This window comes from Nocardia sp. CDC153 (assembly GCF_035818515.1).
Lineage (GTDB): Bacteria > Actinomycetota > Actinomycetes > Mycobacteriales > Mycobacteriaceae > Nocardia.
In genome coordinates, this window is record NZ_JAYKYU010000007.1 from 1 (window position 1) to 15,381 (window position 15,381).

Below are 15,381 nucleotides of genomic sequence, written 5' to 3' on the forward strand. Positions count from 1 at the left end.
CCCAGCGGGAGTCCGAGAGCATCGAGTTGGGGTCGGAGCTGCCTGGACTGGGCAGGGCGGGGAGAGGTGGGAGGGGGATGCCCACTCGGGTTCGGTTGTTGGGGGTGGGGCGGATTTGGGTGGGATTGGTTGGGGTGGTGGGGGTTTCGACGCCCTGGGTGCCGTCCGGGTAGGTCGGGGTGGTGGGGTCGGGGGTGGTGGAATCCGGGGTGGTGGGGGTTGTTGGGTCGGATTCCGTTGGGGTGGGCTGGGTTTGGGGAGGTTGGGGGGTCAGGAGGTCGGGGAGGGTGGGGGTGGCGGCGGGGAAGTCGGTGAGGGCGGGGCCTACTTCCATGGCGGAGGCGGGGGTGGGGAGGCCGCCGTCGGGGGCCGCGGAGTATTCGGCGCGGAGGATGTGGTTGTCGCGCACCAGGACTCGGCCTGCGGTGGCTTTTACCGCGGCGGTGGTACGGGGGTCTTCCTTGTCGGTGCCGGGGTACATCTGGCAGTCGGTGGTGTCGCAGGTTTGGGCGTAGGAGTAGCGCTGTTCGGCCAGGGCGTAGGAGCGGGCCGCGATGGCCTGGGCGCGGAGGGCTTCGGTGCCGCCCTGGTCGGCCCAGCCGGGGACCATTTCGGCGGGGACCACGCCCTTCAGGTAATCCTCGAGGTCGACGTCGTTGACGGTGCGGGGTGAGCCGTTGTCGAGGGCCACGCCGAGGACGCCACGATAGGCGTTGCCGCCGCAGATTTCGAGCTGTTCGTTGGCGGGGCGGTCGGTGCCGTCGGCGACGGGGTAGGCCCAGGGGTCGTCGGTTGAGCCCTCCCAGAGCTTGTTGCCGTCGCAGCCCTGGGTGATGCTGACGTCCGCACCGGTGGCGGTGGGCGTCAAATGCGCTGCCTGGCCGGGGATTACGCGGCGACCGGCGACGTAGAAGACGGAATCGGAGGCGATGTCGAGGGTCTTGTCGTCCTGCTCCATGAGGCGGACGCGGACCGTGGTCGGGCCGATATCGGCGAACTCGGCCCCGGAGTAGTAGTTGGCCAGAATGCGATCGGCGGTCCAGCCTTCGACGGCCTTGTCGAACGCGCCGTTCTGGCTCAGGCCGCGGCCGTGACCGGCATTCGCGGTGAAGTGGAAGGCGTTGTCGGGCCAGGCCCAGAGCAGCAGGGCGGTGCCGCCGGTGGTGGCCGCGACGAGCAGGGACAGGGTGAGCAGACCGCGCCGTTTTCGGCGCTGGGCTAGGTACCCGTTCGGCATGTCATACCCGTTCTGTCGAGAGCCGAAGCTACATTCGAGTTACCCAAAGCTAAGCCTCAACCATACGTTCAGGGAATGTGACAGTAGAGACTAGTGTGATCCTTGATGCGCCGAGTGGCAAGCTTGCACCCCGGGCGCGGTTAGACGGATTTACCTCGAATGGGAGATGCTCGTGCCGTATCGCAGACCGAAACACGCCATAACGCTCCCGGTTGTCACCGTCCTCGCCCTGGCCGCACCGGTTGGCATCCTCGCGCTGAGTGATGCCCGGGATGTCCGGCCCGCGGATGAGAGCAATCTGGTAGCTATACCTGCGCAAATGGCCGAAGTCGCCCTCGACTCGGCGCCCGACATCACGCTCCCGCTGCGGGAGCTGACGGGCCTGAATCTGCCCGACCTCCACCTGTCGGATCTGCGGATGCTGCCGCTACCCAGATCGATTCCGATCCCGCCGAATCTCATTCCGGGCGTCCAACTACCCAGCGAGATTCCCCTACCGCGGCTGAATCCGGCGCAGCCCGACGCGAAAGCGCCCGCCACCACCCGGCCCGCGACGCCCGGCGCGACTCGGCCCGCGGTCCCCGGCACCGGCCAACCCGCGACTCCGGGCATTGCCGGGCTCGCGACTCCCACCACGACAGCTCCCGCGGCCCCCGCGGCCACGCCGAACGCGGCCCGCCCCGCTGCCCCCGGATCTGCGCGACCGACCAGTCCGGCAGCCGGAACCCCGGGCTTCGTCGCCGAACCCGGCCCGGACGCCGGACAGCCACCGGCCGCCCCAGGGAACGAATCTCCGGCCCCCGCAACAGATTCCGGCATCCCAACGCAGAATGCCGTAGCCCCCGACGCCCAGGTCCCGGCGGCCGACAATGCCGAAGCCCCTGGCCCGCACCCGGTTCCCGGCCTCGAAGGCGATCTCCGCACCCCCGCCCTGTCCCCCGGCGCGGTGCCCAACGACCTGATCGACAAGGTCGGCGCGCAGGTCAAGGAGTTGACCCGGGACACCCCGTTCAGCATGGTCGCGCTCACCGCGGCGGACCTGGTCGGCACCACCACCAAGATTCGCGCGCAACGCCCCGACGGCACCTGGGGCCCGTGGTACGACGCCGAGACCGAGAACGGCAAGGACCATCCCGTGGCCGGAAAGCGCACGGGCACCGAGCCGATCTACGTCGGCAATACCAAGACCGTGCAGATGCTGGTCACCCGCAAGCCGGTTTCCGCACCCGCCGAACCCAAGCCGCTGGACGACGGTTCGGCCGATCCGGCGCAGATCAATCTGGAGAAACTGGCCGCGGTGCTGATCGATCCGGGCCGCGGCAGCATCGACCAGAACCTGTCCTCGGTGGCGGCCCCGCTGCCCGGCGGCGGACCCAAGGTGATCACCCGGGCCCAGTGGGGCGCGGACGAGTCGCTGCGCTGCGAGGAACCCACCTACGACGACGGTGTCTCGGCGATCACCGTGCACCACACGGCCGGTCGCAACGACTACACCAAGGCCGAGTCGGCGGGCATCGTGCGCGCCATCTACGCCTATCACGCGAAGACGTTGGGCTGGTGCGATATCGGCTACAACGCGCTGGTCGACAAGTACGGGCAGATCTTCGAGGGCCGCTACGGCGGTTTGGATCGCCCGGTCGAGGGTGCGCACGCGGGCGGGTTCAACATCAATACCGCCGGTGTCGCGCTCATGGGCGACTACGAGGACGAGGCCCCGACCGACGTCTCCATACAGGCGATCGGCAAGTACATCGGCTGGCGCGCCAAGGTGGCCGGTATCGACCCCGAGGGCTCGACCACCATGTACTCCGAGGGCAGCGATTACACGAAATACGCTCTGGGACAGGCGGTCAAGCTGCCGAACATCTTCGCCCACCGCGATGTCGGCAACACCACCTGCCCCGGTGACGCCGCCTACGCGCTGATGGACAAGATCCGGCAGATCGCCGAGGACGCCGCCGGTGGCACGAATTCGATTGCGCCGCAGTCGACAACGCCGCGCGCCCGACCCGGACAGAACGCCGGGAACACCCAGCCCCCGGCCCCCGCACCCGACGCCAACCAGTCCAATCAAGCCGACTTGGCCGCCCTCGCGGATCTCACCCAGAAGATCCTGAACATGCTCGACCGCAGTCCGGTGGCGCGGTACTGGGACCAGCAGGGCGGCGCGAACGGCCCACTGGGACAACCGAAAACGGAGCCGATCGCCCTGGCCGACGGCGGCCAGTACGGGCAATTCACGAATGGCTACGTGTATTCGACTCCGTCCGGCCAGATCTTCTCGGTGGTCGGCAAGATCCTGGAGCGCTTCCTGCAATTGGGCGCGGGCGCGGGCATTCTCGGCCTCCCGTCGAGCAATGAATACCCCGTGCCCGATGGCGTGCGCGCCGATTTCCAGAACGGCGCACTGATCTTCAACCGCCTCACCGGAATTGTCACGACGGTCCTGAACAACTACGGGGCCGTCCAAGACCCCGTCCCCGGGAAATAATCAGGACCACCAGCGTTCGAGGGTGCGGGCCACGCCGTCGTCGGTGTTGGCGGGGGCGACCTCGTCGGCGGCGGCGATGGCTTCGGGGTGGGCGTTGGCCATGGCCACGCCGTGGCCCGCCATGAGGAGCATGGGGACGTCGTTCGGCATGTCGCCGAAGGCGATCAGGGAGCTGTGTTGGACACCCAGGCGTTGGGCGACGGTCGCCAGACCGGTCGCCTTGGTGACGCCGGGGGCGGACAGTTCGATGAGGCCGTGATCGGTCGAATACGTCAGATCGGCGCGGCCGGTGAGATGCGGTTCCAGGATCTCGCGCATGACGCCACTGGAGGCGCTGGGTAGGCGGATGAGCATCTTGATCGCGGGCGCGGAGATGACCTCGGCGCGCGACACCTGCGTGTCGTCCGGATTCAGCCAGGCGTGCTCGTACTCCGGCGAACTCACGAACTGCGGTGTCGCCGCGTCGTGCGCGCTGACCCCCACCCGCTCGGCCGCCAACCCGCACCCCGGCAGCAGCCGCTCGGCCAGATCCGCGGCCCAGGTGAGTGTCTCGACATCCAGCGTGCGCGTATCCAACACCCGATCGGCCGCACTGTCGTAGATCACCGCACCGTTGCCGCACACGCACAGCGGCGCGAACCCGAGCCCGGCCACCACCGGATCGATCCAGCGCGGCGGCCGCCCGGTGGCGAGCACGAACGGCACCCCGTCGGCAATGAGAGCCTCGATCGCCGCCTTGGTGCGCGCGCTCACCCGCTCCTCATGGTCGATGAGCGTGCCATCGACATCGGAGGCAACCATCTTGGGTTTGGGCAGGTGAAAGAGCGTCACCTACTCCATCCTGCCTCGAGCCCCAACCCCCGCGCCCGTGGATTACGGACGCCGCCGTACAAACGAGACCTTTCGGACACGATCCCTCGCCCCCACCCACCCCGGCTCCCCGGCACTGCCCCGCCACACCCGATAACACACGGATTGCCGTCGCATCTCCCCTACGTACCCGGCGTTTACGGTTTCCTGTCCCTATGATCTGGGGTCAGTACTCGACCCCGAAAGGGAATGATGGCCGGTTTTCTGCTGCGACGTGCGCTGAACTATGTCGTGCTGCTGGTACTGGCGTCGTTCCTGGCGTTCACGGTGTGCGCGTACACGTTCACCCCGCTGGACCAGTTGGAACAGCGCAAGCCGCGCCCGCCTCAGGCGGTGATCGAGGCGAAACGGGCCGAACTGCATCTGGACGAGCCGATCCCGCTGCGCTACCTGTCCTGGGCGGGCGGCGTGGTGCGGGGCGACTTCGGCAAGACCATGGCCGGGCAGCCAGTGACGGAAGAGCTGGGTCGCCGCGTCGGGGTCAGTCTCCGGCTGCTGCTGATCGGCTCCATCGTCGGTACCACGCTCGGTGTCTTGATCGGTGCGGCGAATGCGATCCGCCAGTACAAGTTCAGCGACTACGTCAGCACGATCGTGTCCATGCTGCTGCTGTCCACTCCGGTGTTCTTGCTGGCGACGCTGCTGAAATACGGTGCGCTCGAGATCAATCTGTCCACCGGGAAGCAGATCTTCCTCTACACCGGTGAGACATCGGCGACGGCCGTGCACGGGTTGTGGAATCAGATCGTGGACCGTGCCCAGCACATGGTGCTGCCGACCCTCAGCCTGGCGCTGGGCGCGATGGCGAGTTACAGCCGCTACCAACGCAATGCGATGCTCGACGTGCTCGGCAGCGATTTCATTCGCACGGCCCGCGCGAAGGGTCTGACCCGCACCCGTGCGCTGTACAAACACGGCCTGCGTACCGCGCTGATCCCCATGGCGACCCTGTTCGCTTACGGCTTCGGCGGACTGGTCACCGGCGCGACCTTCACCGAGAAGATCTTCGGCTGGCATGGCATGGGTGAATGGCTGGTGGACTCCATCCACTCCCAGGACATCAATGTCGTGCTTACCGTCACGCTCTTCGCGGGCGTGGTGATTCTGTTGTCGGGTCTGCTCTCCGACATCGTGTACGCGATTCTCGACCCCAGGGTGCGTGTCTGATGACCGAGGTGGAAACCATAGTCCAGGGCGCGCCGCAGGTCGCCGCGGCCGGACGCCGGAAGCTGGTGTGGCGACGGTTCCTGCGCAACAAGATCGCGGTGACCGCCGCGATGGTGTTGATCCTGCTTTTCGTGATCGCGTTCACCGTGCCGCATTTCCTGCCGTACTCGTACCACGACATCGACACCACGGCGAACCTGCAGCCGCCCAATGGAAAACACTGGTTCGGCACCACCTCGCTGGGCGAGGACGTCCTGGCGCAGACGCTGCACGGCCTGCAGAAGTCCCTGGTGATCGGCTTCGGCGCGGCCCTCATCTCGGCCGTCATCGCGACGACCGCGGGATCGGTGGCGGGTCTGCTGGGCGGATGGACCGACCGGGCCATCATGTGGCTGGTCGATCTACTGCTGGTGATACCCAGCTTCATCTTCATCGCGCTGTTCGCGCCGAAGACCAAGGGCAACGACTCGGTGGTCCTGCTGGTGGTGCTGATCGCGGTCTTCGGCTGGATGATCTCGGCCCGCATGGTGCGTGGTCTGACCCTTACCCTGCGAGATCGGGAATTCGTCCGTGCCGCACGGTATATGGGCGCATCCAACTGGACGATCATCACCACGCACATCCTCCCGAACATCGCCTCGATCCTGATCATCGACACCACGCTCGCGATCGGCGGCGCGGTCATGTCCGAAACCGGTTTGAGCTTCCTGGGTTTCGGTGTCCAGCCGCCCGACGTCTCGCTGGGTTCGCTGATCGGCGACAACTCCAAGAACGCGGGCACCTATCCGTGGACGTTCATGTTCTCGGGCGCGTTCCTGGTCATCATCGTGCTCTCGGCGAACCTCATGGGTGACGGACTGCGCGACGCCTTCGACCCCACTGCGAAGAAGGCACGGGCCAAGCAGGCACGAAAGGCCGACAAATGACCCAGGATTCGGCCGAGACGATCGAGCGTTCCAAGACCACCGCGCCGCTGCTGGAGGTATCCGACCTGCGGGTGTCCTTCCCGGGCGAGGAGGGTCGGGTCGACGCGGTGCGCGGAGTGAACTTCACCGTCAATGACGGCGAGGTGCTGGCCATCGTCGGCGAATCGGGCTCCGGCAAGTCGGTGTCCTCGATGGCCGTGATCGGCCTGCTGCCCGAGCAGGCCCGCGTGCAGGGCTCGATCCGGCTGCGCGGCCGGGAACTGCTGGGGCTGGGCGACAGAGAGATGTCGAAGCTGCGCGGCACCAAAGTGTCCATGGTGTTTCAGGACCCGCTGTCGGCACTGACCCCCGTCTACCGGGTCGGCGACCAGATCGCGGAAGCGTTATTGGCGCACAAGAAGCTGAGCAAGCAGGAAGCCGCCGCCAAGGCGGTCGAATTGCTGGAACTGGTGGGCATTCCGGACGCGGCCCAGCGCGCCAGGGCTTTTCCGCACGAATTCTCCGGAGGTATGCGTCAGCGCGTGGTCATCGCCATGGCCATCGCCAATGATCCCGAGTTGATCATCTGCGACGAGCCGACCACCGCGCTCGACGTGACGGTGCAGAAGCAAATTCTCGGTCTGCTGCGCAAAGCACGCGATATCACCGGCGCGGGGGTCATCTTCATTACCCACGATATGGGCATCGCGGCGACGCTGGCCGACCGCGTGGCCGTCATGTACGCCGGGCGGATCGTCGAAACCGCTCCGGCGCAGGAACTTTTCACCGCGCCGCGGATGCCGTACACGGTCGGCCTGCTGGGTTCCATCCCGCGCATGGACGGTCCGGCCCGTCGGCCGCTGATCCCCATCGTCGGCACTCCACCCGCCATGCACGCGCTGCCACCGGGCTGCCCGTTCGCGCCGCGCTGCCCGGTCGCGATCGACGACTGCCGCGCCGCCGAACCCCCGTTGCAGGACACCGGTCCCGGGCATCGCGCCGCCTGCATCCGTACCGCCGAGGTGGGTACGACGGCCCTGTTCACGGCCTACCGCGAGGATATCGAGCCGCCCGAAGAGGTTGCGGCCGTGGACGCCTCGCAGGTGGTCATGCGGGTCACCGATTTGCGCAAGACCTTTCCGATCGTCAAGGGCGTGGTGTTCCAGCGCAAGATGGGCGAGGTCAAAGCCGTCGACGGCATCAGCTTCGAGGTCCGCGCGGGCCGGACGCTGGCGCTGGTCGGCGAATCCGGTTCCGGCAAGTCGACGACGCTGACCCAGATCATGGATCTGGTTCGCCCCGAGGGTGGCAGCATCGAGATCCTCGGGCACGATGTCGCCGGGCTCACCCAGACGCAGCGTCGGGAGATCCGGCGCAAGATGCAGATCGTGTTCCAAGATCCGTCCGCGTCGCTGGATCCCCGCCTGCCCATCTCGGACGCGCTCGCCGAACCGCTGCGCATCGACGGGCGCTCGCGCGACGAAATCAACCGGCGTGTACCAGAATTGCTGGAGCAGGTGGGCCTGCGCCCCGAGCACGCCGACCGCTACCCGGCCGACTTCTCGGGCGGGCAGAAGCAGCGCATCAATATCGCGCGTGCCCTGGCCCTCGACCCGGAGTTGCTGGTCCTCGACGAACCGGTGTCCTCACTGGACGTCTCCATCCAGGCCGGTGTGCTGAACCTGCTGCGCAACCTGCAGACCGAGCGCGGGCTCTCATATCTGTTCGTCTCACACGACCTGTCCGTGGTGCGTAATCTTGCCCACGACATTGCGGTCATGTACCGCGGGCAGATCGTCGAATACGGTCCGGCGGAACGAATTTTCGCCAGTCCGGAGCACGAATACACCCGCGCACTGATCGATGCGGTGCCGGTTCCGGTGGCAACCCAATAGGAGGGTGTCGGATGCGGATTGGACTAGCCTGCACCGCACTGGTTCTCGCGAGCGGAATGACGCTGGCGGCATGCAGTAGCAATACGTCGGCACCGGCCGGAACCGGTGCGCTGGGCATGACGGCCGATATCAATGCGCATCCGCGTGACGACATCAAGGACGGCGGCAATCTCCGGCTGCCGACACCCGAGATTCCGGTCAACTGGAACGCGCAGCAGATCGATGGCAACGACGGCGATTACGCGGACATCGAGCGTTTCATGCTGCCCCGCGCGTTCAACACCGATGCCGCCGGCAATCTCAGCGTCAATCACGACTACTTCACCGATGTCCAGCTGACGTCCACGAATCCACAGGTGGTGACCTACACCATCAACCCCAAGGCGGTGTGGTCCGACGGAACTCCGATCACCTGGGAAGACATTGCCTCCGAAGGCAATTCGCTGAGCGGAAAGAACAAGGACTTCCAGATCGCCATCAGCAACGGCTTCGACCGGGTGGCGAAGATCGAGCGCGGGGTGGACGATCGTCAGGCCGTCATCACCTTCGACAAGGGCTACGCGGACTGGCGCGGCCAGCTGTCGGGCAACTCCATGCTCTACCCCAAGGCGGTGACGGCGACCCCCGAGGCGTTCAACAAGTCGCTGGTCAACGGGCTCCCGGTATCCGCGGGACCGTTCTTGCTGCAGAACATCGACCGCACCAACCAACTGATCACCCTGGCCCGCAATCCGAAGTGGTGGGGCAACACCCCGAAACTCGACACCGTGACCTTCCGTGTCCTGGACGCCGATGCGTGGACGCAGGCCCTGCAGAACAACGAACTCGACGCGGCGCTGTTGCGCACCCTGCCCGATCTGCAGAACGTCCGCTCGGTGCCCGGCCTCACTGTCCGACACGCCGCATGGAATCGGTGGCGGTTTTTCGCGTTCAATGGCGCACCGGGATCTATCCTCGCCGATCAGCAAGTGCGCGTGGCCATCTCGAAGGCCATCGACCGGCAGCGAATCGCCGACACCCTACAGAACGGCATCGTCGACAAGCCGCAGCCGCTGAACAGCGAGGTCTTCCTGCGCGGACAGCACGGATACCAGGACAACGCGCCCGGCTTCGATCCCGAGGCCGCCGCGAAGGAACTCGACGCGGCCGGCTGGGTGAAGCAGGGCGACGGCCGGTTCAAAGACGGTAAGAAGCTGGTCATTCGGGACGTCTTTGTCCAGAACGACACTCACCTCCAGGTCGCCAAACTGATTCAGCAGGACCTGGGGAAGATCGGTATCGAGATGACCATCGACGCCCATGGTCCGCAGCGCTTCTTCACCGATGTCATGCAGACGGGCAATTTCGATGTCGCGCAGTTCATCCTCTCCGGCGACGCCTTCGTGTACAGCAGCCTCCCGCAGCTGTTCGGGTTGTACCCCGGCGACATGCAGCTCAACTACGGGCGCGTCGGATCGCCGGAGCTGAACGCTCTCATCGACCAGACGCTGTCGGAAGTCGACGCCGACAAGGCCATTCAGCTGGCGAATCAGGTCGACCGCAAGGTCTTCGAGGAGGGCCACTCACTGCCGCTGATCCAGGACGAGGGCAACTTCGGGGTACGGTCCGAGCTGGCCAACTTCGGATCACCCGGGCTGGCCTCGTACGACTACACCAGTATCGGGTTCCTGAAATAGGGCCCCGCCCGAAACAGACAACAGCCGTCTCGGCGGAAGGAGCGGTCCATGCGGATACGTTCGACCATGATTCGACTCGCGATCCCGATGGTCGCGCTCGGGATGGTTGTGACCGGGTGTAGTTCCAGCTCCACCGAGGGCGGGACGGCGGCGCTGGGGACCACCAATGCGATCAACCCACATCCGGTCTCGGACCTGAAGGAGGGTGGCAACCTCCGGTTGAGCTTGTCCTCCTTCCCCGCGTCGTTCAACGCCTTGCACGTCGACGGCAATGTGCAGGACACCGCCGACGTCGTCAGTCCGACCCTGCCGTACACGTTCAACAGCAACGCCGCCGGCGAGCTGACGGTGAATCACGACTACTTCACCGATATCCAACTGACCTCGACCAATCCCGAGGTCGTCACCTACACCATCAATCCCAAGGCGGTGTGGACCGATGGGTCTCCCATCACCTGGGAGGACCTGAAGTCGCAGTGGCAGGCCAACAACGGCAGCAATAACGAGTACCAGTCGGCCTCCACCGACGGCTATGACCACATCGGCAAGGTCGAGCGCGGCGTCGACGACCGTCAGGCCGTGGTCACCTTCAGTCAACCGTACGGTGAGTGGAAGGGCGCGTTCGGGCAGCTCTACCCGAAGGCCGACACCGAATCACCGGCCGCGTTCAACGATTGGGCCCGCAACTCGCTGCCGCTCAGCGCGGGACCGTTCATGATCACCAACATCGACCGGACCCAGAATCGAATCACGCTGGGACGCAACCCCAAGTGGTGGGGCGACAAGCCGGTGCTGGATACGATCACGTTCAGCGTGCTCGACTCGACGGCGACCGTGCCGGCCATCCAGAACAATGAGCTGGACGAGGCCTACGTTTCCGGGCTCGAAGCCGTCACCGGGGCCAAGCAGGCGCCCGGCGTCGAGATCCGGCGCGCGGCGGAACCGACCTATGGCTTCATCGCATTCAATGGAGCACACGGCTCTATTTTCGAGGACCAGAAGCTGCGGGTGGCCATCGCCAAGGCGATCGATCGGCAGACCATCGTCAACACCGGTCAGCACGGCATCGTCGACAACCCGAAGACCGTGAACAACCACGTCTACATCGATGGTCAGAAGGGCTACCAGGACAACTCGCAGGACGTCGCGTTCAACCTGGATGAGGCCGCCAAGGAATTGGATGCCCTCGGCTGGGTCATGAAGGGTGATGTGCGCGAGAAGGACGGCAAGCAACTCGCCATCCGGGACGTCATGTACCAGCAGGACCAATGGGTGAACACTGCCAAGATCATCCAGGCCGACCTCGCGAAGATCGGCGTCAAGATGGACATCCAGACCGTCCCCGGTACCGGCCTCTTCACCAATGTGATCGATCCTGGCAACTACGACCTCGCGCAGTGGAGCCGGTCCACCAGCGTGCTGCCGATCGGCGCGCTCAAGCAGTTCTACTACTACGACCCGAACAACTGGCAGGGCAACAAGTCCCATATCGGGTCCCCGGAACTGAACACGCTCATCGACCAGGCCATTGCGGAGCTGGACCCGGACAAGGCCATCGAACTCGCCAACAAGGCGGACAAGATGATCTGGGACGAGGGGCATTCCATGCTCTTCAACCAGGCCTCCGGCACCCACGCCGTCCGCGTCAATCTGGCGAACTGGGGAGCCTTCGGTCTGGCTACCCCCGACTACACCAAGGTCGGCTTCCTCAAGTAACTCGACGAAGGGAGCGGTTATGCGGACATCTTCCACCCTGATCCGACTCGCGATCCCGGTGGTTGCGGTCGGATTGGTGGTGTCCGGGTGTAGTTCGAACAACGGTGGTGCTGCCGGCAGTGGGGAACTCGGCACCACGAGCGACATCAATCCGCATCCCGTGTCCGATCTGAGGGACGGCGGCAATCTTCGATTGCCGCTGACCTCCTTCCCGGAGTCGTTCAACTACTTGCACGTGGACGGGACTACCGGTGATACCGCCAGTGTGATCGGTCCGCTCTTGGGCTCCCCCTTCATCGCCAACGCGGCAGGTGAATTGAGCATCGACAAGAACTACTTCACCGATGTCCAATTGACCGGCACCAATCCACAGGTGGTCACCTACACCATCAATCCCAAGGCGGTGTGGACCGACGGCAGTCCCATCACCTGGGAGGATCTGCGGTCGGAATTCCAGGCGCAGAACGGCTCCGACAATGCCTATCTCGTATCGTCGACCGATGGCTACGACCGCATCGGCACGGTCGAGCGCGGCGTCGACGACCGACAGGCGGTCGTCACCTTCAAGCAACCGTACGGCGAGTGGAAGGGCCTGTTCTCACCGCTCTACCCGAAGGCCGCGACCGAATCGCCTCGGGCCCTCAATGATTGGGCACGCAACACGCTGCCGGTGAGCGCCGGACCGTTCGTCATCACGAACATCGACCGCACCCAGAATCGAATCACCCTGGGCCGCAATCCCAAATGGTGGGGCGATACGCCGAAGCTGGACACCATCACCCTCAGTGTTCTGGACTACAGCGCCATGCTGCCCGCCGTTCAGAACAACGAGCTAGATATTGCCCAGGCCTCGGGACTCGAGGGCGTCACCACCGCACGGAATTCGCCGGGTGTCGAAGTTCGGCGCAGTCCGCCACCCGGCTACTCCTTCATCGCGTTCAATGGCGCGCCCGGATCCATCCTCGAGGATGTGAAACTGCGCCAGGCCCTGGCCAAGGCGATCGATCGGCAGACGATCGTGGAGACCTTCCTGCACGGGGTGGTCGACAATCCGAAGGCGCTGGGCAACCACGTCTACGTCGTGGGACAGAAGGGCTACCAGGACAATTCGGCGCCATTCGCCTTCAATCTGGATCAGGCCGCCAAGGAGCTCGACGCACTCGGCTGGATCCGCAATGGCGATGTCCGCGAAAAGGACGGCAAGAAGCTGGTCATTCGCGACGTCATGTACCAGCAGGACGCCTGGGTCAATGACGCCAAGATCATCCAGGCCGACTTCCAGAAGATCGGGGCCAAGCTCGATATTCAAACCGTTCCGGGACAGGGTCTGTTCACCAATGTGATCGACCCGGGCAACTACGATCTCGCGCAATGGAGTATCGGTGGAACACCATTTCCGATCGGGATTCTGAAGCAGCTGTTCTATTACAACCCGAGGAATTGGCTCGGCAACAAGTCGCGGATCGGGTCGCCGGAGCTCAATGCCGTCATAGATCAGGCGGTCGCCGAACTCGATCCCGACAAGGCGATCGCACTTGCCAACAAGGCCGACCAGATGATCTGGGACGAGGTGTGGTCCGTGCCGTTCAACCAGCCCGCGGGCACCTACGCCGTCCGCAAGGACGTCGCCAACTACGGCGCGTTCGGGATGGCGGACAAGGACTACACCAAGATCGGCTTCCTTAAGTGACCCCTTGGTGGCGACATCCCTTGTCCTACCCGGCACTCGTCACGATCGGGACACTGGCGATCACGCTCGTCTGGGTCCCGTTCGCCGATGCGGATCAGATCGCCATGCTCGGGACTATCTCCTTGATCATCCTGGGCTACACAGGGTTTCGGTTCGCCGTCGCAAGTGGTCTGCTTCCGGCCGGGTTGCCGAAGGACGGTCGCGAGGTGGCCGTGCGGCGGGTGCGGCAGCAGCATCGACTGGTGAGTCGGTCGTGGTTGGAGTTCACTGTCGGCGGTAAGAACCGTTGGCTGCCGGTGTTTTTCGATCCGGTGCTGGTGACGTTGACGCAGGACACGGCCGTATTGGAGGGGCGGGCGGTGTCTGTTGGTGGGGTTCGGATGTATCCGTCCGGGCGGCTGCGTGATTCGGAGCCGGTGGGCAAGCTGATCGACAATCCAGCGCGGCCGGATCCGGAGGCGCTGGGCCGCACCGGGATTGGGCGCAGGCTGCTGCTGGACGCGCAGGCGGCCGTTGTCGGGCCGTTCGCGGGCTTGTTGTGGGTATACGCCTCGGGCGGGGGCTGGATTGCCTTCGTGGTCGCGACGCTGGTCGCCGCGGCGGTGGCGACCTGGCTGACCGCCATCCGCGGCTCCGACCCCACCTGATCCAAAGATCGCCGAGCCCGTCAGGTTTGGCGGCGGGCGAGGATGATGCCGCCGAGCGGGCTTTCGGGGGAGGTCGTGGTTTTGATCGACGCGACGGCGAAGTCGGCATCGGTGAGCCACTCGCGCATGCGGCTGTGCTGGCGGCGATGGACGTGCAGGTGGATCGGGTGTCCGCCGTAGCCCTGGGTCTTCAGCTGCGAATCGTTTCCGACGTGGAAGCCGAGTAGCAGTGCTCCGCCCGGGCGGAGGACTCGACGGAAGTGGGCGAGGACGGAACCGAGCTCGTCATCGGGGATGTGGATCAGCGAATACCACGCGACCAGGCCGGTTATCGAGGCGTTCGCGAGGGCGAGGTCTGTCATGGAACCGACCTCGAACCGGAGGCCGGGGTGCTCGCGGCGAGCCACCTCGATCATCCCGGGCGACAGGTCGATTCCGAAGGCGTCCACCCCCAGTCCACGCAGGTGAGCCGTGATCCGCCCCGCCCCACAACCCACATCCGCAACCGGTCCCCCGCCCTGGGCCCGCACCGAATCGGCGAAAGCCGCCAAGGCCGCACGCTCTTCGGGCGTTTCATCCAGAAGGTGACGCGTGACGTCCGCATAGGTAGCCGCGACGGTGTCATAGGACCTCCGCGCATCCTCCAGCCATCCGCCGGAATTCAGACCCGTCCCCACGCCCGCAGACTACCCAGGTACCCGAGCGAGACGGACTCGAGCCAACGCGATGGGCCAATACCTGCACAAATCGCCGCCGGAGAGCAGTTTCCTGCCAATTCCACTGCCTTAGTGCAGGTTTAGGCCCATGATCACCACGGGCCTGGACGCGGCGGGCGGCTCCGCCCCGGGGCGTCCCGTCGATTACGGCCGCTCGAACTCACCGTCCCGGACGCCTGCCGTGAAGGCATCCCATTCACTGGGTGTGTAGACGAGGACGTGACCGTCCTTGGCTTTCGAATGACGCACTGCGACAGCGCCATCGGATAGAAAGGCCACCTCCACGCAGTCGGGTCCGTTGCCGCTCCTGCTGCTCTTGCGGAAGTTGGCATTGCGAACCCGGATGTCCGTTCCGGACAGGTTGTACATCG

At 65.3% G+C, this 15,381-nt stretch carries 12 protein-coding genes; 8 read left to right on the top strand and 4 right to left on the bottom strand.

Annotation, left to right across the window (positions count from 1 at the left end; translation table 11 throughout):
- A partial coding sequence (locus VMT65_RS33215) for a SpoIID/LytB domain-containing protein (protein ID WP_326312635.1) occupies nucleotides 1–1,237 on the bottom strand: 1,237 nt, incomplete at its 3' end.
- Between the two features lie 319 nt (nucleotides 1,238–1,556).
- Here VMT65_RS33215 and VMT65_RS33220 point away from each other — a divergent pair.
- Nucleotides 1,557–3,728: an N-acetylmuramoyl-L-alanine amidase gene (locus VMT65_RS33220; protein ID WP_326312636.1), complete on the top strand. Its 2,172-nt coding sequence runs from the start codon at nucleotides 1,557–1,559 to the stop codon at nucleotides 3,726–3,728.
- On the opposite strand, the gene VMT65_RS33225 is transcribed toward VMT65_RS33220, so the two are convergent.
- Entirely contained in the window at nucleotides 3,729–4,529 is an 801-nt protein-coding gene (locus tag VMT65_RS33225) for an HAD family hydrolase (protein WP_326312960.1), read from the bottom strand.
- A gap of 261 nt (nucleotides 4,530–4,790) precedes the next feature.
- Between VMT65_RS33225 and VMT65_RS33230 the strand changes: the two genes are divergently transcribed.
- Genes VMT65_RS33230 through VMT65_RS33260 form a run of 7 tightly spaced genes read left to right on the top strand, consistent with a single transcriptional unit; the run spans nucleotide 4,791 to nucleotide 14,294 of the window.
- Nucleotides 4,791–5,765 (top strand): ABC transporter permease, encoded by a 975-nt coding sequence (locus VMT65_RS33230; RefSeq protein ID WP_326312637.1) that lies wholly within the window; start codon nucleotides 4,791–4,793, stop codon nucleotides 5,763–5,765.
- Nucleotides 5,765–6,691 carry an ABC transporter permease gene (locus VMT65_RS33235; protein WP_326312638.1) on the top strand — a complete coding sequence of 309 codons (927 nt, stop codon included), beginning with the start codon at nucleotides 5,765–5,767 and terminating at the stop codon, nucleotides 6,689–6,691. Before VMT65_RS33230 ends, VMT65_RS33235 begins: the two co-directional genes overlap by 1 nt.
- Complete coding sequence (locus VMT65_RS33240; protein ID WP_326312639.1) at nucleotides 6,688–8,565, top strand: ABC transporter ATP-binding protein; 1,878 nt, start codon at nucleotides 6,688–6,690, stop codon at nucleotides 8,563–8,565. The genes VMT65_RS33235 and VMT65_RS33240 overlap by 4 nt, the downstream gene beginning before the upstream one ends.
- Before the next feature lie 11 nt (nucleotides 8,566–8,576).
- Nucleotides 8,577–10,241: an ABC transporter family substrate-binding protein gene (locus VMT65_RS33245; protein WP_326312640.1), complete on the top strand. Its 1,665-nt coding sequence runs from the start codon at nucleotides 8,577–8,579 to the stop codon at nucleotides 10,239–10,241.
- A gap of 48 nt (nucleotides 10,242–10,289) precedes the next feature.
- Complete coding sequence (locus tag VMT65_RS33250) at nucleotides 10,290–11,957, top strand: ABC transporter family substrate-binding protein (protein WP_326312641.1); 1,668 nt, start codon at nucleotides 10,290–10,292, stop codon at nucleotides 11,955–11,957.
- Between the two features lie 19 nt (nucleotides 11,958–11,976).
- Nucleotides 11,977–13,647 (top strand): ABC transporter family substrate-binding protein, encoded by a 1,671-nt coding sequence (locus tag VMT65_RS33255; protein WP_326312642.1) that lies wholly within the window; start codon nucleotides 11,977–11,979, stop codon nucleotides 13,645–13,647.
- A 20-nt stretch (nucleotides 13,648–13,667) separates the two neighbouring features.
- A complete protein-coding gene (locus VMT65_RS33260; protein ID WP_326312643.1) occupies nucleotides 13,668–14,294 on the top strand; it encodes a hypothetical protein in 627 nt (208 codons plus the stop codon).
- A gap of 20 nt (nucleotides 14,295–14,314) precedes the next feature.
- Here VMT65_RS33260 and VMT65_RS33265 read toward each other — a convergent pair whose 3' ends face one another.
- Nucleotides 14,315–14,971: a class I SAM-dependent methyltransferase gene (locus VMT65_RS33265; RefSeq protein WP_326312644.1), complete on the bottom strand. Its 657-nt coding sequence runs from the start codon at nucleotides 14,969–14,971 to the stop codon at nucleotides 14,315–14,317.
- A gap of 183 nt (nucleotides 14,972–15,154) precedes the next feature.
- The gene (locus tag VMT65_RS33270) at nucleotides 15,155–15,379 is read right to left on the bottom strand and encodes a DUF397 domain-containing protein (RefSeq protein WP_326312645.1); all 225 of its coding nucleotides are present in this window, start codon (nucleotides 15,377–15,379) and stop codon (nucleotides 15,155–15,157) included.
- Nucleotides 15,380–15,381: the final 2 nt, after the last annotated feature.